This window comes from Bacteroidales bacterium MB20-C3-3 (assembly GCA_035609245.1).
GTDB lineage: Bacteria > Bacteroidota > Bacteroidia > Bacteroidales > UBA932 > Bact-08.
Window position 1 is genome coordinate 462,953 of the sequence record CP141202.1, and the last position, 21,507, is coordinate 484,459.

The window sequence follows — 21,507 nt, forward strand, 5'->3', positions numbered from 1 at the left end:
ATGAGCCGATATAGCGAACGATTACTTGACTTTATAAATGAAAATCAGGATTGCGAACCTGACAAGCTCTTACTTACGCATTCCGGTAAACATGAGTTTGATGTAAAGCTTGCAGTTAACACAATTGAGGGGAGAAAAAGGATGTTAAAGAAAATGCCTGAATGGGCAAACAGAGAGATGATTTATCCCACTTCAATCTGCACCGAACAAAGCAGTTCATACCATACAGGTTTATTTAAACAAAAAATATTTCAAAATGCTTCTGTAATTGCTGATTTAACAGGGGGAATAGGCGTAGACTCATATTATGCATCTCAGGTGGCTGAGAGGGTTGTTATATTTGAAAAGAACAAGATTCTGGCAGAAGCAGCCGGTCACAATTTTAAAATATTAAAGAGAAATAATATTAGTGTACATAATACTGAAATTTCACAGTCAAATATTAGTGATCTCCTGAGCAAGGCCTTTGAAGGAGATACACAAAAAGAGAATAGGCTTGTCTTTGTTGATCCTTCAAGAAGAGGTGCTGAAGGCCAGAGGAGCTATTCAATAACCGACTATGAACCTAATATACTGGATATTAAGGATACTATTTTAAAATATTCTTCTCGACTTTTAATAAAAGTCTCCCCAATGGCTGATATTACAAAAACTTTAAATCAACTTGGAGAATGCAGTAAAGTTTTAGTTGTTTCTGTTTATAACGAATGCAAGGAACTGCTTTTTTATATAGATATAAATGATTATTCATTAAATACGGAAAATGTTCCCATAGAGGCGTGGAATTTAACTAAGTCAGGCAACTGGCAAACCCTCAGTTTTAGCATTAACGAAGAGAAGAACACCGGCATTGAATTTCAAAATCCATCCTCAGGTCAGTTTCTTTACGAACCTAATACTTCAATAATTAAAGCCGGAGGGTTTAAGATTACAGCAAAGAGGTTCTCTCTTTCCAAGATATCAGTTAATTCTCATCTCTATCTTTCTGATGAATATACAGCAGATTTTCAGGGAAGAGTATTTAATATTCTCGAAATATTCAATTTTGACAAAAGAGATATTAAAAAGATAACCAATTCATATCCTAAAGCCTCTGTAGCTGTAAGGAACTTTCCTCTGAGTGCTCAGGAACTCAGGGAGCGTCTTAAAATTGAAGAGGGAGATGAGTTCTTCCTTTTTGGTACTCATCTCCCTAACAATCAACGCAAAATTATTATTTGCAAAAAGCTTGATCAGCCCTCTATTTTCTCTCCGTTTGAGTCAAACCAGATTACTTGAAGTATCTGATTATCTGAAGACTCCTTCAGTTTTAATGTACATTTATACTTCATTGCTAGTTTAAATCTTAAACTGGCGAAACCCTTGGTCAGATAAGCTCCAAGTATTGGATTAACTTTTATCATAAGGGATTTGTGTCCTTTTTCTTTTACAAAATAGGCTAACTGCCTTTCAATAGTCTCATCTATCAGGAGTGATGATGAAATTTTTCCGGTCCCATTGCAAGATGGACAACTTTCTGAGGTATTAATCTCCATCGCCGGTCTAACCCTCTGGCGGGTAATCTGCATAAGACCAAATTTTGTAATAGGGAGAATATTGTGTTTAGCCCTGTCATTCTGCATTAGAGACTGCATATGCTTAAACAACTTAATTTTATTCTCATTACTATCCATATCGATAAAATCGATAATGATAATTCCTCCCATATCCCTTAGCCTTAGCTGGCGTGCAATCTCTTCTGCCGCATTCATATTGACATCAAATGCGTTTTGTTCCTGATCTGCACCTGACTTAGCGCGAATTCCGCTATTTACATCTATTACATGCAGGGCTTCAGTGTGCTCAATGATTAAATATGCACCTTGCCTGATTGTAATTACTTTTCCAAAAGAGCCTCTGATTTGTTTTGTAACATCAAAATTATCAAATATCGGAAGAGAGCCTTTGTATAATTTTACAATCTTCTCGTGCTCTGGAGCAATTATTGAAATGTAACCTTTTACCTCTTCGTAAATAGACTCATCATTTACATATACATTACTAAACGAATCACTCAGAAGATCCCTCAAAATTGTTGTTGTTCTGCTGTTTTCGGTGAAAAGGAGCTGAGGAGCACTCCCTCTGGCCAGTTTGACCCATGAATCTTCCCATTTTTTTATGAGAGATTTTAATTCACCATCAAGTACCGCAGCCTTTTTACCCTCTGCGGCTGTTCTGATAATCACACCAAAATTTGGTGGTAAAATACTATAAACTAAACGCTCTAACCTCTTTTTCTCCTCTTTGGAAGTGATTTTTTGGGATATGCTTACTTTATCGGAAAATGGCATTAATACCATATTCCGTCCAGCAATCGATATCTCAGAGGTTAATCTTGAGCCTTTGGTAGAGATAGGTTCCTTTACAATTTGTGCAACTATAAGCTGCCCGGGCTTAAGAATATCTGCAATTTTACCCTCTTTTTCGAGTATATCTCCAAGCTTAACACTTGAAAATAACTCACTGTGAGATAGCTTACTCTGGCCAATATGCCGTGTAAACCAATCCAAAGCCTTAAAGGCCATACCTAAATCAAGGTAATGGATAAACGCATCTTTGTTGTCTCCAATATCAACAAATGCCGCGTTTAACGCAGGCATTATTCTCTTAACCCTTCCCAGGTAAACATCTCCTACCGAGTAGTGACCATTGTTCTGCTCCTTATTAAGCTCCATGAGCCTATGATTTTCAAGAAGAGCAATCGAAACTTCGGTGGTGTTTACATCAATAATAAGATCTTTCTCCATCGACCATTCTTAAATAAATAAATCTAAAGCAAATCAATTGATTTGCTTTAGATTATCACGCACTCTAGACTAAAAAAGCAACTCTATTTTTTCTTTTTGTGCCTGTTTTTACGCAGACGCTTTTTGCGCTTGTGAGTAGCCATTTTGTGTCTTTTCCTTTTCTTTCCGCTTGGCATAATTGTTTATTTTTTACTTACTAAAGTAATATTACTTTACATTGTTCTTAACCTTGTTCATAAACACCTTTGCAGGTTTGAACGAAGGAATGAAGTGCTCAGGAATAACAAGAGTTGTGTTTTTTGAAATGTTTCTAGCAGTTTTCTTTGCACGTTTCTTAACAATGAAACTTCCAAATCCACGTAGATAAACATTTTTCTCTTTTGAAAGAGAATCTTTTACACTGTCCATGAAGCTTTCAATAACATTCTGTACAGCGATTTTTTCCATTCCGGTTGCTTTTGCAACTTCGTTAACGATATCCGCTTTTGTCATAATAATTAAATAAATTAAAGGGTTAGTCAATTTTTTGACGAACAAAATTACTATTATTTTATTGATTTACGCAAACTTTGGGGATTTTTTTTGCTTTTTGCACCAAAACATCAATATTGCTTGTCATTTTTTTATTATATTATGGTGTAATCAATTACATCTTCAGCAAAAATAATACCATTAAAGGAACTTGGCATAGAGATTGACACATTATATTAATGCGGAATTGTACCTTTACTAAGGATAATTCTCGTGACAAATTGACATAAACCAGCAACCATTATATGAAATTTAAAGATTTGATATTTCAGCAATCCATGGGAGATGATGTAAATATAATACCGGTAATGAGTTTTGAAGGCAATCAGGAGATTCGTGATATTAATATGCCTGACACTCTTCCAATACTGGCATTAAGAAATGCTGTTCTCTTTCCGGATACTATTATACCAATTACAGTGGGACGGGAAAAATCGGTTAAACTAGTAAGAGATGTATATAGTAAAGATAAAATTCTTGGAGCGGTAGCCCAGAAAGACGCAAGAGTAGAGGACCCCTCTCCGGAAGACCTTTTTGAGACAGGAACACTTGCACGAATTATTAAGATAATTGAGATGCCTGATGGAGGGACTACAATTATTCTGCAGGGGATAAAGAGATTTAAAATTCTTGATATACTTTTTACTAAACCCTATTTTACTGCAAGCGTTAAATATCTGGAAGAGGAGATTAGTAAGCGTGCCTCAAAAGAGCTTGATGCTATTGCCAGTTCAATCAAGGACAATGCCCTTCAGATTATCAAACTCTCACCCAATCTTCCTCAGGAGGCTGCATTTGCAATAAAGAATATTGAGGGACATAGTTTTCTTGTCAATTTTATTGCATCAAGTATGGAGATTGAAAATCCGCTTGACAAAATGTCGCTTCTCAGGGAAAATAAGCTCAAACAGAGGGCACTTAAACTTCTTGAACTTTTAAATAAACATATTGATCTGCTGAAAATTAAAGACGATATTCAACAAAAAGTAAGGACCGAGATTGATCAGCAACAAAGAGAGTACTATCTTAACAATCAGCTCAAAACAATTCAGGAGGAGCTGGGTATAAACAATAATATTCAGGAGTTCAATGATCTCAGACAGATGGCAAAAGATAAACTCTGGCCTAAATATGTTGCTGAGACTTTTGATAAAGAGTTGCAAAAACTTGAACGAACAAATCCCAACTCTCCAGATTACAACATTCAGCTCTCTTATGTAAAGTTCCTGATTGAACTTCCCTGGAATGAGACAAGCCAGGATAATCTGGACCTGCCACATGCAAAAAAGATACTGGATCAGGATCACTTTGGCCTGGAACAGGTAAAAGAGAGAATTATTGAGCACCTTGCTGTGCTCAAGCTTAAAGGTGATATGAAGTCACCAATCCTTTGCCTTTATGGCCCTCCGGGAGTAGGCAAAACCTCTCTCGGTAAATCTATAGCAAAGGCACTCGGAAGAAAATACGGGAGAATCTCTCTTGGAGGTCTACACGATGAATCTGAAATAAGAGGACACAGAAGAACCTATATAGGAGCTATGCCGGGCAGAATTATTAATGCAATTAAAAAATCCGGCACATCAAATCCCCTTATTGTATTAGACGAAATTGACAAAGTAAGCAGTGACTTCAGAGGAGATCCTGCATCTGCTTTACTTGAGGTATTGGACCCGGAGCAAAATACTACATTCCATGATAACTATCTGGATTTGGATTATGACTTGTCAAAAGTACTATTCCTTACAACAGCCAACAATATCCAGTCAATTCATCCAGCCTTAAGGGACAGAATGGAGATGATAAATGTAAGTGGCTATCTTGCTGAAGAGAAGAGATATATTGCTAAGGATCACCTATTGCCAAAACAGCGGGAGTCACATGGTCTCACTAAAGATCAGTTAAAAATTAGCAGTAAAGGACTTGATACCATAATTGATGAATATACAAGAGAATCCGGGGTTAGAGGTCTTGATAAACAGATTGCAAAGATTGCACGGGTTACAGCAAAGAAGATTGCGTTTAACGAGGAGCTCTCTCCAATTTTAGGATCTGCTGAGGTAAGGGAGATTCTGGGTATCCCAACAAATCAACATGATATGCAAAAAGGGAACGAAGCGCCTGGTGTTGTAACTGGATTAGCCTGGACACAAAACGGCGGAGAGATTCTCTTTATTGAATGCAGCACAAGTAAAGGCAAAGGAAATCTTTCCTCTACAGGTAATCTTGGTGATGTAATGAAGGAGTCTTCGGTAATTGCCTATCAGTATCTGAAGTCACATCCGGATCTGCTTGGAATGACTCACAAAGAGTTTATAGAGAGAGATCTTCACATCCATGTACCTGAAGGTGCCATCCCTAAAGATGGACCTTCTGCAGGCATAACAATGGTCAGTGCAATGGCCTCTGCCCTTATGAAGAAAAAGACCCGGAGCGGGATTGCAATGACTGGTGAAATAACATTAAGAGGCAGACTCCTTCCGGTAGGTGGAATAAAAGAGAAGATACTTGCGGCAAAAAGGGCCGGGATAAAAACTATTCTGCTTTCTGAGGAGAACGAAAAAGATATCAAGGAGATAAAAGAGATCTATATAAAAGGTTTAGAATTTAAATTTTTCAAGACTATACAAGAGGTTCTTGATTTCATATTCGTTTAAAATGTTTGTAAAGATTGAAAAATCCTGGGCTGACGCTCTTAAAGATGAATTTGAAAAGGAGTACTTCCAGAAAATAACTTCATACCTGAAGCATGAAATTGCCTCAGGTATTGTTGTTTATCCTAAAGGAGGAAATATATTTAAGGCTTTTGATTCCACCCCGCTTAACAGGGTTAAGGTGGTAATATTGGGGCAGGATCCATATCACGGAGAGGGACAGGCTCATGGTTTATCATTTTCAGTACAGGAGGGAGTTCATCAACCACCTTCACTACAGAATATTTTTAAAGAGCTTAGGGATGATTTAGGGATACCTTTACCAAATACCGGTAATCTGGAATTATGGGCCCAAAGAGGCGTATTTCTGCTTAATTCTGTATTAACAGTAAGAGCAGGATTACCTGCATCCCACTCAAAAATTGGATGGTCTCTTTTCACAGACAGGGTCATCAGTATTTTGTCTGAGAAAAGAGAGGGAGTGGTTTTTATGCTTTGGGGCAATTATGCAAGAAGTAAAAGAGAGCTAATTGATCATAATAAACATCTGGTACTTGAAGCTGCTCACCCTTCACCACTGGCCAGAGGAGCATTTTTCGGATGCAGACATTTTTCTAAAGCAAATGAGTACCTTATTGCTAAAGGTAAAGATCCTGTGAACTGGAGTCTCTAGCAAAAAATCACTCTCTCTCTCCAAAAATACTGGTACCTATTCTTACAATGGTACTCCCCTCCTCTGCAGCAATTTTGTAATCCCCTGACATCCCCATGGATATTTCACAAAACTCGGCATCATCTAAAAAGTACTTACTTTTTAACCTTTCAAATGTAGATTTTAATCGGCTGAACTCATCTCTGACTTTGTCAGAATTCTCTGTCAATGAGGCCATTCCCATAATACCCCTGAGCTTGATATTACCAAATCCCAGAGTTAATTCTACAGCTTCTTCCATCTCTGAATCAGAGAAACCCTGTTTGGAATCCTCGTCAGATATGTGCTGCTGAATAAGAATAGAGGGTTCTAATCCTCTTTTTGTTGCCTCTTTAGAAATTTCAGAAATTAGTTTAAAGCTATCGACAGAGTGTATCAAATATACTTTATCAATAATCATCTTAATCTTATTTGACTGGAGACGCCCAATAAAATGCCATCTGATATCTGAGGGTAATCGCTCCATTTTTGCCGAAAGTTCCTGTGGCCTGTTCTCACCAAAATCTCGTTGACCTGCATTGTAAGCCTCTAATATAAGGTTGTCAGGTTTAAATTTGGAAACTGCCACCAACTTAATTGTTGACGGCAGCTCCTCTCTAAAATATTTTAAATTATTCTCTACGCTCACTTCTTCCCTTTTATTTGTTGTTGCTGAGCTTTGTATGCTGCATCAAGTCTCTCCTGAAATTTTGACTTTTTCTTTGGTTGGGCAGCCTTTTCCTTAAGCTTTGCATATATTTTCTCCTCATCCACAAAGAACTTTCTTATTGCCCAGGTTTGAATCATTGTAATAAGATTTGAAAGCAAGTAGTAATAACTTAGTCCGCTTGAGAAGTTATTTCCCAGGAAAAGTAAAAACAGAGGCATAAAATAAAGTGTCATATACTTCATCCCTGCCATTTGAGGGCCAGAATTCATCTGGTCTATGTTCATCCTGGAGTAGAAGAAGGTTGAAACAGCCATCAATAAAGCGAAAAGACTAAGGTGATCCCCAAAAAGAGGTATCGTAAAACCAAAATCTAGTATTGAATCGTATGTACTTAAATCCTTTGCCCATAAAAAGCCCTCCTGCCTTAACTCAAATGAAGCAGGGAAGAACCGGAACATCGCAAACAGTATTGGAAACTGAAGTAGCATTGGAAGACATCCCCCAAACATACTCACACCTGTCTTGCTGTAGAGAGCCATAGTCTCCTGCTGCTTCTTCATTGCATCCTCGCTCTTAGGATACTTAGCACTGATTTTATCTATCTCAGGCTTGAGGACTCTCATTTTCGCAGATGAGATATATGACTTGAATGTCAGCGGAGATATTACCAGCTTAATGAGTAATGTTAGTATAAAAATAATCAGACCGTAATTACCAATGAATCTGCCAAGAAAATCGAATACTGTAATGATTATATATCGGTTTATCCATCCAATAAGCCATCCACCCAGTGGAACAATCTTCTCAAATCCCTTATCATATGATTTTAAAGTTTTGAAGTGGTTAGGACCAAAATAGAGACTTAAAGGTACTGAGACTTCATCTCCTTCAGAGTATGGAATTTGCATATGAGATTCACATCTCATCAAGGTATTGTCAGGATCTCCCTCCGGAACAAACAGGTAGTTCATTCTTGCATTACTAAAGCTATTTTCTGCAACAAGAATAGCTGAGAAAAACTGCTGCTGGAAAGCAACCCATTCAACCTTTGTTCTTATATCCTCTTCCGATTCATCCTTTCTAAGGCCAAGATCCTCTACTCCATTAACATTTGGAAATTTGTACACAATCGTAGAGTAGTTCTTTTCATTGTCATACCCCTTCTCAAGTCTTGGAATGTCCATTCTCCAAAACAGGTCCAGAGATGTTACATTTCTTGCAATCAAGCTCTTCATCCCAACGAATTTGACATCAAGAGATATCATATAACTATCCTCAGGGAGAGTATATTTGTATTGGATGAATGCAGAAGAATCCAGATGGAGTCTGTATGTAAGAGATGTATCGTCTCTCTCAGTCAAATCAAACGAGAATTTGTCGGTATGAATCTCTTGTCCTGCAAAAACGCTGATGGACAAGTTTCCAGACCTCTCTCTCAGGAGTACCAAATCTTGTTTATCATGAGTTGTAAAACCCTTTATAGTTGCTTTGTATGGCTGAGCTCCCAAGCTGGAAAAGTCAACATTGATCTTATCGTTCTGAAGGGTGGCAAATGTCTCCTCATTTGTACTGGCTTTGATAAGCATTGAGTCTTTGTATGGAGATGCATTTACAGGAGATATGCCTGTAGCAGTATCGCTTAAGACAATTGTGTCAGAAAGCGCATCTGTTTGAGTCTGTGAACTTACATTTGCAGAATCAGCTATGTTTTGCAGCTGAGTCTGATCGCCCATTATTTTTGAGTTATACCAGCTGAAAGCAATAAGTATGACTCCTATTATTACGAAGCCAAGAATGGAATTTTTGTTCATCGTGAAATTTTACTCCTGTTGGTTGTCAATTACTTTAATCTTCTCCTCTATCTGTGCAAGCTCCTCTTTTGCCCGGGCTATTTTCTTGTCAAGCTCAAGCAGCAAAGCATCTGCATTTTTAGATTTTGCAAAGAATCCCATATTATTCTCCCAAACTGCAATATCATTTTCCATCAGACGGAATTTCTGAACCAGCTTGTCTCTTTCGCTTCTTATACCTCTGTCACCTCTTCCGGAATTTTGAAGCTCCTTAATATGTTTCTTATACCTGTCTATCTTATGTTCATTTTCAGAAGATCTTATATCAGCAAATTTTGTGTCAATTGCATGTCTGTAAGCCGCCTGAACCCTCTCCTTCTCTTTGATGGGCACAAATCCCATTTCAGACCATCTTGTCTGAAAATCCTTAAGAGCATCAATATTTTCAGATGTCTTAGTGTCAAATTTATAGTCATTTATCTCCTGAATAAGGTCAAGTTTCTTCTTTAGATTTTCATCATATGATTCATCTACAGAGCTGAAATGTTTTGATTTATTTGCAAAAAACTCATCGCAGGCAGCACGGAATCTTTTCCATACTACATCAGATTGTTTTCTGGCAACAGGTCCAATCTCCTTCCACCTCTTCTGAAGATTAATTAACTGATCTGTAGTCTTCTTCCAGTCGCTACTATCTTTAAGAGCTTCAGCCTGCTCACAAAGAGCAATTTTCTTATCCAGATTATCCTGCATCTGAACCTTAAAGCTGGAGTAGAACTCTCTTTTTGCATCGTAAAACTTATCGCAGGCAGCACGGAACCTGTCATATATCTTTTGGTTCTCTTTTCTTGAAGCAAAACCAATATTTTTCCACTCTGTCTGAAGGGTCTCTATCTGTTTTGAGAGGCTGTTCCAGTCTTTTCCATCAACATTTTCCATAACAGCAATAGCCTCTGCCTTTTCGCAAATTTCTGCCTTCAATTCAAGGTTGTGCTTCTGGTCCTCTTTAAGCCTTTCGAAAAATTCCTGTTGTCTTTTATTAATGGCCGATGTAGCCTTTTTAAATCTCTCCCATATCTCCTCTCTCAACTCCTTTGGAACCGGACCTAACTCTCTCCACTCTTCGTGAAGCTTCTGTAGCTTTCTGAACGCCTCAACTACATTATTGTCATTAATTAGCTCTTCGGCTTTTGAGCATAACTCAATTTTTATTTCAAGATTCTTTTTTAAATCAAGATCTCTCAATTCATTATTGATTTTTACGAAATCGTAAAATTTCTCAATACTAAACTGATAACTTTCCCATACATCTTTGTTTGCAGACTGAGGAACCGGACCGGTTGCCTTCCACCTGTTTTGAAGCTCCCTAAAAGCAGGGAATGTATGATTAAGATCCTCTTGTTTTTCTAACAAGGATTTAAGTTCATCAATTATCTCAAGCTTAATCTTAAGATTCTCCTCTTTCTGCTTTTCAATGTTAAGGATAAAAGAGGATCTCATAGTCTTGTAATTCTGATACAACTCCTTAAAGCCTCTCTCGAGTTCAGCAAAAGGATTGTTGGAAACCAGATTCTCCTCACCCTCCTCTTCTGAGACTTCAGGAGAGTCAGACGGAGGTAAAAAGCCGGCTGCAATCTTTTCTCTTTTAAGGACTTTATAAAAAGCTGCCTTAATTATGTCTGCATTTTTGTAGAGCTCCTGCTGGTCTCCTCTTTCAAGCATCTGTTGAAAAATCTCAACGATCTCCATCAGACTCTTTGCAGAATAATCATGATAATCAGATACAGATTCCTCCTGTGTGATTTCAGTAAGGTTCTCTTCGCCTATTTGCTCGTTAAGAGCAGATGTGTTCAATTCCTGGTTCATTATTACAAGACTATTATGTTTAATAACCCGCAAATATAAAAAAAAATTTGCCAACGCGGTGATTTATGTAAATTTGCGACATGATACGAATTGATATATTATCTGTAGTACCGGAACTGCTTATAAGTCCGCTGGGTCACTCTATAGTTAAAAGAGCAGCAGACAAAGGTTTAGCACAAATAGTTGTTCACGATATCAGAAATTACGGGAAAGGAAATTACAGACAAGTTGATGACTACCCTTTTGGAGGAGAGGCAGGAATGGTTCTTATGATAGAACCTATTTTCAGATTAATATCAGATCTTAAATCTCAGCGGGAATACGACGAAATCATTTTTATGACACCGGACGGAGATTTGTTAGATCAGCCAATTGCCAATAAATTATCATGCAAGTCAAATTTAATTATCATTTGCGGCCATTATAAGGGAATTGATCACAGAATAAGAGAACATTTGGTTACAATGGAGATTTCAATTGGAAACTATGTTCTCAGCGGAGGAGAGATCCCCGCTGCTGTACTGGTTGACTCAATAGTAAGGCTAATTCCGGGTGCAATAGGTGATGAAATGTCTGCTCTAAGTGATTCATTTCAGGATGAGTTACTTGCACCTCCCGTTTATACAAGGCCAGCTCTTTTTAATGGTTGGAGCGTCCCTGAAATACTACTCTCCGGAAATCCTAAACTAATTGAAGCCTGGAAAGAGGAACAATCTGTCGAAAGGACAAAAAAACTTCGCCCCTCATTACTGAAGGGCGAAAAAGATTAATCAGAATAGGTTTGTGAATTAAAATCCAAATTCATCCACCACTACTTTCTCCTGTTTTTCTACTTTTGGCTTATCAGCCAATTTATGAACTGCTCTTGGTTCAACTATCATGGCCTTCTCAGCTGCAGGGCAAACATACTCACAACCTCCGCAACCAATACAGATATCTCTGTCAACAACCGGAATGGTAAGACCCTCATCATTGTATGTAACCATTGTGATTGCTTTTGTTGGACAGTGTTCATCACACGCTCCGCAAGCAGTGTTATCGGTTACTACAATACACTTCTCCTTATAGAATCTAACCTGCCCTATCTGAGTCAGCTTTTTCTCCTCAAGAGAGTGAGGGATAAGTGCCCCGTTTGGACAAACCTGAGCACACACATTACAATCATAACCACAGAAATGCTTTTCAAAACTCAAGACAGGCATCAATAAACCGTCAAAACCGTATTCTCCGGTTGCGGGCTTGATAATTCCGTTTGGACAGGCCGACACACAAGCCTGACAGGCAGTACAGTTACTTTTTAAATTCTTCACACTTATTGCACCTGGAGGAGCAATGCCATTTTCGCTTTCGTGAGGAATAGAAGAGCTCTTCCTTCCAATGGCCCTTGCAGCAACAAAAGAGCCGAGAAGCCCCATTGTCAGCAGGGCCTCTCTCCTTCCGTCTACGACTCTCTTTTCATTCTCGGATTTTATACCCCAAACTAATTTATATGAAATAGCATTTCTCTTACAAACAGTCATACAGTTAAAGCAGGTCACACATCTTGAAATATCAATATTTCCATTTTCTATATCAATGCACTCAGATTTGCAATTTGACACACAAAGTTTGCATTTGTTACAATTATCAATATTAATTACAGGTCTGAAAGCAGAAAATTTAGATATAAAACCAAGTGTTGTTCCAACCGGACATACTGAATTACAGTATAACCTACCTCTGAATGCACTCATAAAAATTACAATAAGAAGAAAGAAGAGTGCGAAAAAGAATGAAATTGCTATAAACTGGGAATAACTTCTGAAGAAAATAGTGTCAGGAAAAACAGAAGAGAGAATATTATGAATGAATTGCTCGCTCCTGCTTATAATTTCTGAAGAGATTTTTCCATAATTTGAGTATGGATCAAGTAGCGAAATTACAAATGATGATCCAAACAGAAGAGGAATTGCAGCAACAGATAGAAAGGAGTATCTGAGAATGTTATTAGCCTTGGAGAAGCTGAATCTTCTGTTTTTTTTGCTTCTGAACAGAGAGGAGATTCGCCATACAGAATCCTGCAATGTCCCTAATGGACAAATTGTTGAGCAGTACAATCTGCCAAACAAAAGCGACATCAGAACTAATAAAGCCAGGATTATTGCTGATCCTGTAAATACTCCAAGCAAAGCAGGAATAAATTGATATTTAAGCAGAGACGAGAAGAAAAAATTATCTCTGTTTGAAAAGAAAAGGAAAGCAAGGGTGATTAATACTGTTATTGTCAGTGACACAATCACCCTTCCCCGTTTTAACCACTTATACATTATTGTCAGATTTTAATTCTCTCAACTTTAATAGCATCCAGATTTGTAGTACCTATCTTAGCTTTTTCTGCTTTCTGAATATGGGAAACATCTTCAATTCTCATCTCTTTAAACTGATTGAAAAACCTAAGAGCAGCAGTATCTACAGCAACTATATCTGTTGAAAGGAAAAGTGCTTTAGCCAAAACCACATCCTCTGTTGTTTTCCCTTTAGGACCATTCTGTGTCATAATTCTGTATGCATCAACAATATTCAGAGATGGCATTTTTGAATAGGTAGAACAGTCTGCAATACATTGCTGAAGGTCATTTGCATGCCAGAATCGTCTGTCCCATACAATACCCATGAAATTCTTCATAGACATTGTCATCTTGGCTCCTCCGTGATTTTTCAAAACCGGAACATTTATCCACAAATCGCAATCTATAATAGACTCATGTATTTTAGCGCTTTTTAGTCTGACACCTCTTGGAAGAGATACCTCCCTGTAATATTTCTCGTCATGGGCAAATGCTATTTTAGCACCAGCAGCTTTAGCAGCAGCTTCTATACCACTATTCTTATAGCAAGCCTGCCACTCATCACATGTATGGTCAAAGACAACCACCTCTGAAGCTCCGGCAGATAGACAATCTTTTACAATTGCTGCAACCAGATCCGGATTAGTATTGGCAGCATACTCAGGTCTCTTGTCCCAGCCGATATTTGGCTTTACAACAACTTTATTACCTTTCTTGACAAATTTTGACATACCACCCATAGCAGAGATCCCCCTTTTGTACATCGCCACAGGTTCACCCCCCATAACTGCTACAAGGTCGTTTGATTGCTGAGCCTCTTTGCTTTCAGCTGCAAAAAGATTACCTGGCTTAAGTTGAACAGCCCCTGCTATACCTCCCAGAAGAGCCGATTTTAGAAAATTTCTCCTTTCCATATGTTCTGATTATTTAGACAAATATACCTTTTCACTTTTGCTCAAGCAAAAAATAAACTATATTAGAGCAAATTTTCATCTATGAGGGACAATATTTTCAAGAGAATTTGGAATTTTTACTACGAAGGGTTTAAAAATATGACCACACTTGGAAAAACTCTATGGATAATTATTGCAATCAAACTCTTCATAATGTTTTTTGTGCTGAAATTGTTTTTCTTCAAGTCAGATCTCAGGGAATATGACACAATAGAGGAGAAGAGCAATAAAGTAATAGAGAATTTGACTAATCCTAAATAATCTAAACTAATACCTTAAACCATGATTTTAGCTTCACTTGTTGATTTGTCAAGACTCCAGTTTGCCTTAACGGCAATGTACCACTGGATTTTTGTACCTCTCACCCTAGGGCTCGGGTTCATCATAGCAATTATGGAAACATACTATGTCAGAACCGGCAACGAATTTTGGAAAAGAACAGCAAAGTTCTGGATGAATATTTTTGCCGTAAATTTTGCCATAGGAGTAGCTACCGGCATCATCCTTGAGTTTCAATTCGGAACAAACTGGTCTAATTACTCCTGGTTTGTCGGTGATATTTTTGGAGCCCCACTTGCGATAGAGGGAATACTAGCCTTCTTTCTGGAGAGTACATTCTTTGCTGTAATGTTCTTTGGATGGAACAAAGTGAGTAAAAAAGCCCACTTAATTTCCACATATTTAGTAGCCATCGGCACAAACCTTTCTGCCCTGTGGATTCTGGTTGCAAATGCATGGATGCAATTTCCAACAGGAATGCAGTTTAACCCGGATACTGCCAGAAACGAAATGGTTGACTTCTGGTCAGTAGCCTTGTCTCCTGTTGCTATCAATAAATTTATTCATACCACAACAAACGGATATGTTCTTGCAGCTGTCTTTGTAATTGGAATTTCTGCCTGGTTTCTGATGAAAAAAAGGGAGGAGGAGTTTGCCAGGAAAAGCATTAAGATTTCTGCAATATTTGGTTTAATCTCCCTGATAATCCTGATTTGGTCCGGTGACGGATCGGCTACACATGTAGCTAAAAAACAGCCTATGAAACTGGCTGCTATGGAGGGACTGTATAAAAGTCACAATGGAACAGCAATTGTTGCATTTGGGGTACTAAATCCGGGAAAGAAAATTGAGGATTATTACGATAATCCATTAAAATACCAAAACGAGAAACCTTTCTGGATAAATATCTCCATACCTCAGGGGTTGTCACTGCTTGTAAACAGAAAAATGGACACATATGTTCCAGGAGTTGAGGACATTCTTGAGGGAGGATACATATATACAGATAGAAACGGCAATGAAAAGATTGCTCCTCCTGTTCAGGAGAGAATGGCTATGGGAAAACTGGCTATTGAAGGGCTTGCAGAGTACAGGAAGGCCAGTAAAGCCGGTGATGAAGAGGGAAAGGAGATCGCATACAAAAAGTTAATGGATAACTTTGACCACTTTGGTTATGGTTATATTGAAAAACCTGCTGATATAGTTCCCAATATTCCACTTACATTTTATGCTTTTCATATAATGGTTATCCTGGGTGGCTTCTTCCTCCTGTTCTTTGCGATAACAATTTACATGGAACAAAAGGGAATAATTGGCAAACACAAATGGTACCACTGGCTCGCACTGGCAAGCATACCACTCGTATATATTTGTTCTCAGGCCGGATGGGTAGTTGCCGAGGTTGGAAGACAGCCATGGACAATTCAGGATCTGCTCCCGGTTAATGCGGCGGTCTCAGGGGTTAGTACCGGTTCTGTACAAACTACATTGATAATGTTTTTTGTTCTCTTTACAGTTTTGCTCATAGCTGAGATTGGTATTATGATAAAAGTAATTAAAAAAGGGCCAGGAGCCTGAAATCACAAAATCTAAAACGAAAAAACCATGATATACATACTACAACAATACTGGTGGATTATTGTGTCCCTTTTAGGTTCTCTGCTTGTATTTCTTATGTTTGTTCAGGGAGGGCAATCTCTCCTCTTTGGAACTGCAAAAGAGAAAGATGAAAAGACCCTTCTTGTTAATGCACTAGGTCATAAATGGGAACTTACTTTTACCACACTGGTAACTTTTGGAGGTGCAATTTTTGCATCATTTCCCCTTTATTATTCAACTAGTTTTGGAGGAGCGTACTGGCTATGGATGGCTATCCTCTTCCTCTTTGTAATTCAGGCGGTCTCTTTTGAATTCAGAAGTAAAGCAGGAAATCTGCTTGGTGCCCGCACATATGAAACTTTCCTTTTTCTGAATGGTACATTTGGAACAATATTACTTGGAGTTGCAGTTGGAATGTTCTTTTCAGGTGGTGCGTTTGTTATGAACAAGAGCAGTATTGCAGACACTTTCCAGCCAACAATATCCTACTGGGCAAACGGGTGGCATGGATTGGAGGCAATAACCAACCCTTTTAACCTCCTTCTGGGAATAGTTGTTTATCTTGCAGCAAGGACACTTGGACTAATGTATGTTATGATGCAGATCGATTCTGAATCTCTGAACAAAAAATGCAAAAGTCAGATTAAGATTACCGGTCCTGCATTTGTTCTGGGGTTTGTTGCCTTTTTGATTGCTCTCTTTACAATGACAGGGTATCATGTAACACCTGAAAATGGCTTAATTACTCCTGTAAGGTATAAATACTTCTTTAATATGATTGAACTTATCTGGCCGCTTGTAATGCTTCTTGCCGGTGTATTACTGGTTCTGTCCGGACTGGGATTGAATATATTTGGGAAAAAAGGCAGAAAGAGCAGTTTCTTTCTTACAGGCGGAGGAGTTGTACTTGCAGTCTGGAGCATTCTTATATGCGCTGCCTTTAATAATACAGCATTCTTCGTATCTACCGTTGATCCGCAGTATTCACTGACGCTTGCAAATAGTTCTTCCAGCGAATTTACTCTTAAAACAATGGCATATGCATCTCTGATGGTACCATTTGTATTTGGTTACATCTACTATGTATGGAGAGCAATGACCAAAGTAAAAATGAGTACGGAAGATCTTTCAAAACCAGACACTCACAAATATTAACGACCTGTAACAACCTCCCCTTTTGTATGATCATATTCAGATCCTGCAGTACTGTGAGGAATAGAGTAAACCAGTAACATAACAAGGGCAGCGATTATATACATATATTTTCTGCTGCCCTTTTTCCTGTTTAACAGCCAGGCAACAACCCATACTATAAAAGCAACTAATGTTTTATTATCTGTCAGATCCTCCCCAAATGGCCAGCCTGTCCAGTATGCATCAAAAGCATATTTTTGAACCATAGGGCCCAAAATCAACCCTCCTACACCCAATAATATTATAACTGCCAAAGCATATCTCTCTATCCTGATTTTCTTAAAATATGCTGCTATCCCTGTAAAGTTTGAGAAGAGCATAGCAATAAACATGAACAAAATATGAGGGATCAAAACAGCTGCCGGAACAGGAGCCTTAAATCTCAGTATAACATCACCCTCTCCTATTAAAGTTTTGGTCTCTGAATCTGCTATTAATACAGAATACTTGATTTTTGAAGCGGCAGGCAGAGCCGGAACCTCAAAAGTAAACATATCATCCAATCTTGCAGCGACCAAAGTATCTGATTGCCAATCTCCAGGATAGAGAGAATATACCATCTCAAGAGATACATCCTGAGGGATATTTGAAATTTTTACGCTTAACGGAGAAGTTTTGTCTGTTTTTTTGTAATCACCGGAAGCCTCTTTATGTGTAAGAGTTGTCTCTGTACTTCTGAGGAGGAGTGCTGAACACTCAGCACCATTGTAATTAAAAGTAACATTTACAGGTTTTGTTGGGCCGGTTACTCTTTGAAAATAAACAGCAGATAATGTCACACAAATTGCTGCAATCCACAATAAAACTTTTTTCATAACTGTATCTCAAGTTTAATCAAATCCCCATCTCTTTCAATTTCAACAATAAGCTTTTCACCTTTTTTAAGTTCACCCAGCATTGCCATATATTCATAAATATTTAAGACTGGCTTATTATTCATCTTCTTTATAATATCTCCTGCTTTCATTCCAGCTTTATCAGCCGGTTTAGCATCGCTTACAGAACCGACTCTGAAGCCATCCCCCTTTTCATATGTAAAATCCGGGATTACCCCAAGGGTCACCTTGAAAGCAGCTCTGGACATAGTTGGAGGAGACTCAGTCTTTATATATTTTGGTGCTTCAGATGATGAAATAATAGTTATAACAGAGGCTACATACTCAGAAATTGAACCAATTCCATCAAAATTAATTAATTCTATATCATCATCAGGAGTATGATACTGTTTATGTACTCCAGTCGTAAGGTATAACACAGGAACCCCAACTGTATAAAAAGAAGAATGATCAGAGGGGCCAAATCCATCATTTGTCAGTGTCAGCACAAAGTCTCTCCCTTCATTTGCCTTTTTAACAATATCTGCGGCGTGAGCAAAAGTACCCACTCCACCAATCTGCAGTTTATTTTCCGATAGTCGTCCAACCATATCAAGGTTAATCATAAGATCTGGCAGAGTGCCCAATTTATTTAGCGTATCTGCAGCTGCTCTGGATCCGATAAGTCCCCTCTCTTCGGCTCCAAAAGCACCCACAATAATCCTCAGACCCAACGAGTCGGCATATGCCGATAGCAGCCTTCCTATTTCCATTGCTCCCGCAACTCCACTTGCATTATCGTCGGCACCATTATGAACGGCCATCTCTTTTGGTTTCATGCTTCCGGAACCGGCTCCCCCCATTCCCAGGTGGTCAAAATGGGCACCTACTATAACAGTCAAAGGGGCATCCTCTTTTCCGTAACTCATTAAAACATTATATGAATCTCCCTGAACTGCATTCGTAACTGTCTTAATATCCACATATTTACCAGATTTAGTTATGAGATCCGAATATACTTCATCAGATATCTGAAGCACCGGAATTGAGAGAGCTGTTGTTCCTCCAATTCTTGAATCAGAGATAGGCTCACCTGTGTTAACAAGCAATGCAGAAATCCCCCGGGATTTAAACATTGCAGCCAGTAATGGTATGCTATCCTGAGAGGTCTTGATGATAAGAACAGGATTGGGATGTTTTTCAGGATTACCGGATGGGTAAGTACATACACCATTTAGACTAAAAGATGGAGATTGTGGAAGAACTTTATAGTCCTTCCACTCTATGTACTTAATATTATCAGCAATAAGGTGAGAACCATATCCAACCTCTCTGTAAAAAGTAAGATTAAAGGGGACCAAAGGATTTTCACCCACTAAAGGCTTAAAGCCATAATCAGACAAGGTTTCAGCAATAAACTCTGCCGATTTCCTATCCTCGGCAGAGCCAGTCTCTCGTCCCTTCATTCTGTCATCAGCCAGATGGATTAAATTCTTTCTTACCTCATCAATATTATTAACAAATTTTTGAGAATATAAATTTTCAGCAAAAAAAAGTGAGAGAATAACACTCAGATATACAGGTAGTTTTTTCATTAAGTTTAAAATAATCTATTACAAAACTAACTTTTTTTTGGTAGAAAGAAAAAACCAATTACATTTGCAGTGCACTACTTCACTAATACACCAAGACGAAACAAAACCAAATAATGATGGTAACAATTGATAATCTTCAGTTTAATTATTCAAAACACATTGTGTTCAATGATGTTTCAATGAAACTAGAGGCAGGAAAGATATACGGCCTGCTAGGTCAGAACGGAGTTGGGAAAACTACTTTGCTCAAAATAATGAGCGGTTTACTAAAACTTAAAAGCGGAAGCTGCAGAGTTAACGGTTATAATCCCTATCTCAGAGAACCGGGTTTTTTAGGAGAGCTCTTTTACATTCCGGAAGATTTTATGGGTCCGGATCTGGTTGTTAATAAATTTGCCAGGCTAAGAGGAGAGTTTTATCCTAACTACGATCATAATAAATTCAGCAGACTAATGACTGAATTTGAAGTTAACGGAAACAGCAAGTTTACAAAACTCTCGTTTGGTCAGCAGAAAAAAGCAATCATTGCGTTTGCTCTCTCTACCAACACCAAACTTATTCTTATGGATGAACCGAGCAACGGACTGGACATCCCTTCCAAGGCCCAGCTAAGAAGAGTTATCTCACAAGCATCTACAGATGAGACCTGTATCGTTATCTCTACACATCAGGTAAGAGATCTTGAAAATCTTATTGATCCGATAATTATTCTGGACAGAAATGGAGTACTACTAAATGCATCAATAGATGAAATAAGTCAGAAATTGTGTTTTGAATTCAGTCCAACTGCCTCAGAAAATGCAATCTACAGTGAGCAAACATTAGGCGGATTTATCAATGTTAACAGAAATATCACTGGACGAGAATGCAAGGTTAATATTGAGGCTTTATTCAATTCTGTGTTGCAAAACAGAGAACTAATCAAGGATATTTTTAAAAAATAAAAAGAGATGAAAGAGTTTTTTAATATAAACAGATTTTTTAAACTGGTTCAGAAGGAGTCCTCTGAGAGATTTCATATGATGCTAAAGATTGCTGCAATTTTCGGAGCACTTCTGGCAGGATACTGGCTCAGTATTATTGTGTTCAGCTATGGGGAATCAACATCAATTGCGAGTAGCAGAGCAAGTTTCATATTTTTTGCTGCAATGTTGTCAATGCTTATTGCCCCTTTTAATTTGTATAAAAGTTACAATCACAAGAAAGGTGGTATAGACTATGTACTACTTCCGGCCTCTGTAATGGAGAAATACCTCAGTATGCTAATTAACTGTGTAATACTTCTTCCTGTTTTCACTTTTTGTACTGTTTTATTAACAGATACAATTATTACAACTGTAACACCTCAGATATTCAATGGTTATGCAATTTCCAGCTTAAATCTTGGAGAAAAATTTGCCAAGGGATATGCAGAGGCGCTTATAATGCAGCTAGGATTCATTTACTGTAATCTTCTTTTCAGAAAATATAAAGTAACCAAAACCCTGCTCTCGACAATAGGGCTATACATAGTATTTGCCATGACACTGGTATTTCTGGTCACAGTGGTTTTTAAAGAGGATTTCCTGATTATGGAGAAGATGAATATCAATATCAGCATAGATAAAATCAGTGATATATCTAAACTGGAAGAATTTGGTAACTTCTCCGCTCTCTTTAAAACTTTGTACTATACAAGTCAGATATTCTTTTACGGTGTACTCCCTGCCTGGTTCTTATTTGGATCATACCACAGGATGAAAACTCTCCAATACTAACTA

18 protein-coding genes are annotated in these 21,507 nt (G+C 38.0%); 9 read left to right on the forward strand and 9 right to left on the reverse strand.

The window, feature by feature from the left end; all coding sequences use genetic code 11:
• Positions 1 to 1,278 (forward strand): hypothetical protein, encoded by a 1,278-nt coding sequence (locus U5907_01975; protein ID WRQ33425.1) that lies wholly within the window; start codon positions 1 to 3, stop codon positions 1,276 to 1,278.
• Here the strand turns inward: U5907_01975 and U5907_01980 are convergent.
• Together U5907_01980 and U5907_01985 are read right to left on the reverse strand one after the other, a co-directional pair.
• Positions 1,233 to 2,786, reverse strand: a complete 1,554-nt coding sequence (locus tag U5907_01980; GenBank protein WRQ33426.1) for an Rne/Rng family ribonuclease — start codon at positions 2,784 to 2,786, stop codon at positions 1,233 to 1,235. The two genes, U5907_01975 and U5907_01980, sit on opposite strands and share 46 nt — an antisense overlap.
• Positions 2,787 to 2,993: 207 nt before the next feature.
• Positions 2,994 to 3,278, reverse strand: coding sequence for an HU family DNA-binding protein (locus tag U5907_01985; protein WRQ33427.1), 285 nt, complete (start codon positions 3,276 to 3,278; stop codon positions 2,994 to 2,996).
• A 284-nt stretch (positions 3,279 to 3,562) separates the two neighbouring features.
• On the opposite strand from U5907_01985, the gene lon reads away from it, so the two are divergent.
• Positions 3,563 to 5,971 (forward strand): endopeptidase La, encoded by a 2,409-nt coding sequence (lon, locus tag U5907_01990; GenBank protein ID WRQ33428.1) that lies wholly within the window; start codon positions 3,563 to 3,565, stop codon positions 5,969 to 5,971.
• 1 nt (position 5,972) lies between these two features.
• Positions 5,973 to 6,641 carry a uracil-DNA glycosylase gene (ung, locus tag U5907_01995; protein WRQ33429.1) on the forward strand — a complete coding sequence of 223 codons (669 nt, stop codon included), beginning with the start codon at positions 5,973 to 5,975 and terminating at the stop codon, positions 6,639 to 6,641.
• 7 nt (positions 6,642 to 6,648) lie between these two features.
• Here the strand turns inward: ung and U5907_02000 are convergent, their stop codons facing one another.
• Genes U5907_02000 through U5907_02010 form a run of 3 tightly spaced genes read right to left on the reverse strand, consistent with a single transcriptional unit; the run spans position 6,649 to position 10,985 of the window.
• Positions 6,649 to 7,308 (reverse strand): YggS family pyridoxal phosphate-dependent enzyme, encoded by a 660-nt coding sequence (locus U5907_02000; GenBank protein WRQ33430.1) that lies wholly within the window; start codon positions 7,306 to 7,308, stop codon positions 6,649 to 6,651.
• On the reverse strand, positions 7,305 to 9,140 hold the full coding sequence (gene yidC / locus U5907_02005) for a membrane protein insertase YidC (GenBank protein ID WRQ33431.1): 1,836 nt from the start codon (positions 9,138 to 9,140) through the stop codon (positions 7,305 to 7,307). The genes U5907_02000 and yidC overlap by 4 nt, the downstream gene beginning before the upstream one ends.
• 9 nt (positions 9,141 to 9,149) lie before the next feature.
• Positions 9,150 to 10,985, reverse strand: coding sequence for a DUF349 domain-containing protein (locus U5907_02010; GenBank protein ID WRQ33432.1), 1,836 nt, complete (start codon positions 10,983 to 10,985; stop codon positions 9,150 to 9,152).
• An 83-nt stretch (positions 10,986 to 11,068) separates the two neighbouring features.
• On the opposite strand from U5907_02010, the gene trmD reads away from it, so the two are divergent.
• Positions 11,069 to 11,755: a tRNA (guanosine(37)-N1)-methyltransferase TrmD gene (trmD, locus tag U5907_02015; GenBank protein WRQ34072.1), complete on the forward strand. Its 687-nt coding sequence runs from the start codon at positions 11,069 to 11,071 to the stop codon at positions 11,753 to 11,755.
• Positions 11,756 to 11,773: 18 nt separating this feature from the next.
• Here the strand turns inward: trmD and U5907_02020 are convergent, their stop codons facing one another.
• On the reverse strand, positions 11,774 to 13,291 hold the full coding sequence (locus U5907_02020; GenBank protein ID WRQ33433.1) for a 4Fe-4S dicluster domain-containing protein: 1,518 nt from the start codon (positions 13,289 to 13,291) through the stop codon (positions 11,774 to 11,776).
• A gap of 5 nt (positions 13,292 to 13,296) precedes the next feature.
• Complete coding sequence (locus U5907_02025; GenBank protein WRQ33434.1) at positions 13,297 to 14,226, reverse strand: DUF362 domain-containing protein; 930 nt, start codon at positions 14,224 to 14,226, stop codon at positions 13,297 to 13,299.
• An 81-nt stretch (positions 14,227 to 14,307) separates the two neighbouring features.
• Here U5907_02025 and U5907_02030 point away from each other — a divergent pair, with 81 nt between their 5' ends.
• Genes U5907_02030 through U5907_02040 form a run of 3 tightly spaced genes read left to right on the forward strand, consistent with a single transcriptional unit; the run spans position 14,308 to position 17,298 of the window.
• Complete coding sequence (locus U5907_02030) at positions 14,308 to 14,526, forward strand: DUF4492 domain-containing protein (protein WRQ33435.1); 219 nt, start codon at positions 14,308 to 14,310, stop codon at positions 14,524 to 14,526.
• Between the two features lie 21 nt (positions 14,527 to 14,547).
• Complete coding sequence (locus U5907_02035; GenBank protein WRQ33436.1) at positions 14,548 to 16,122, forward strand: cytochrome ubiquinol oxidase subunit I; 1,575 nt, start codon at positions 14,548 to 14,550, stop codon at positions 16,120 to 16,122.
• Positions 16,123 to 16,149: 27 nt separating this feature from the next.
• Positions 16,150 to 17,298 (forward strand): cytochrome d ubiquinol oxidase subunit II, encoded by a 1,149-nt coding sequence (locus U5907_02040; GenBank protein ID WRQ33437.1) that lies wholly within the window; start codon positions 16,150 to 16,152, stop codon positions 17,296 to 17,298.
• On the opposite strand, the gene U5907_02045 is transcribed toward U5907_02040, so the two are convergent.
• Entirely contained in the window at positions 17,295 to 18,152 is an 858-nt protein-coding gene (locus U5907_02045; protein WRQ33438.1) for a hypothetical protein, read from the reverse strand. The two genes, U5907_02040 and U5907_02045, sit on opposite strands and share 4 nt — an antisense overlap.
• Positions 18,149 to 19,747 (reverse strand): M28 family peptidase, encoded by a 1,599-nt coding sequence (locus tag U5907_02050; GenBank protein WRQ33439.1) that lies wholly within the window; start codon positions 19,745 to 19,747, stop codon positions 18,149 to 18,151. Before U5907_02050 ends, U5907_02045 begins: the two co-directional genes overlap by 4 nt.
• A 113-nt stretch (positions 19,748 to 19,860) precedes the next feature.
• On the opposite strand from U5907_02050, the gene U5907_02055 reads away from it, so the two are divergent.
• Positions 19,861 to 20,691 (forward strand): ABC transporter ATP-binding protein, encoded by an 831-nt coding sequence (locus U5907_02055; protein WRQ33440.1) that lies wholly within the window; start codon positions 19,861 to 19,863, stop codon positions 20,689 to 20,691.
• A gap of 6 nt (positions 20,692 to 20,697) precedes the next feature.
• On the forward strand, positions 20,698 to 21,504 hold the full coding sequence (locus U5907_02060; GenBank protein WRQ33441.1) for a hypothetical protein: 807 nt from the start codon (positions 20,698 to 20,700) through the stop codon (positions 21,502 to 21,504).
• Positions 21,505 to 21,507: the final 3 nt, after the last annotated feature.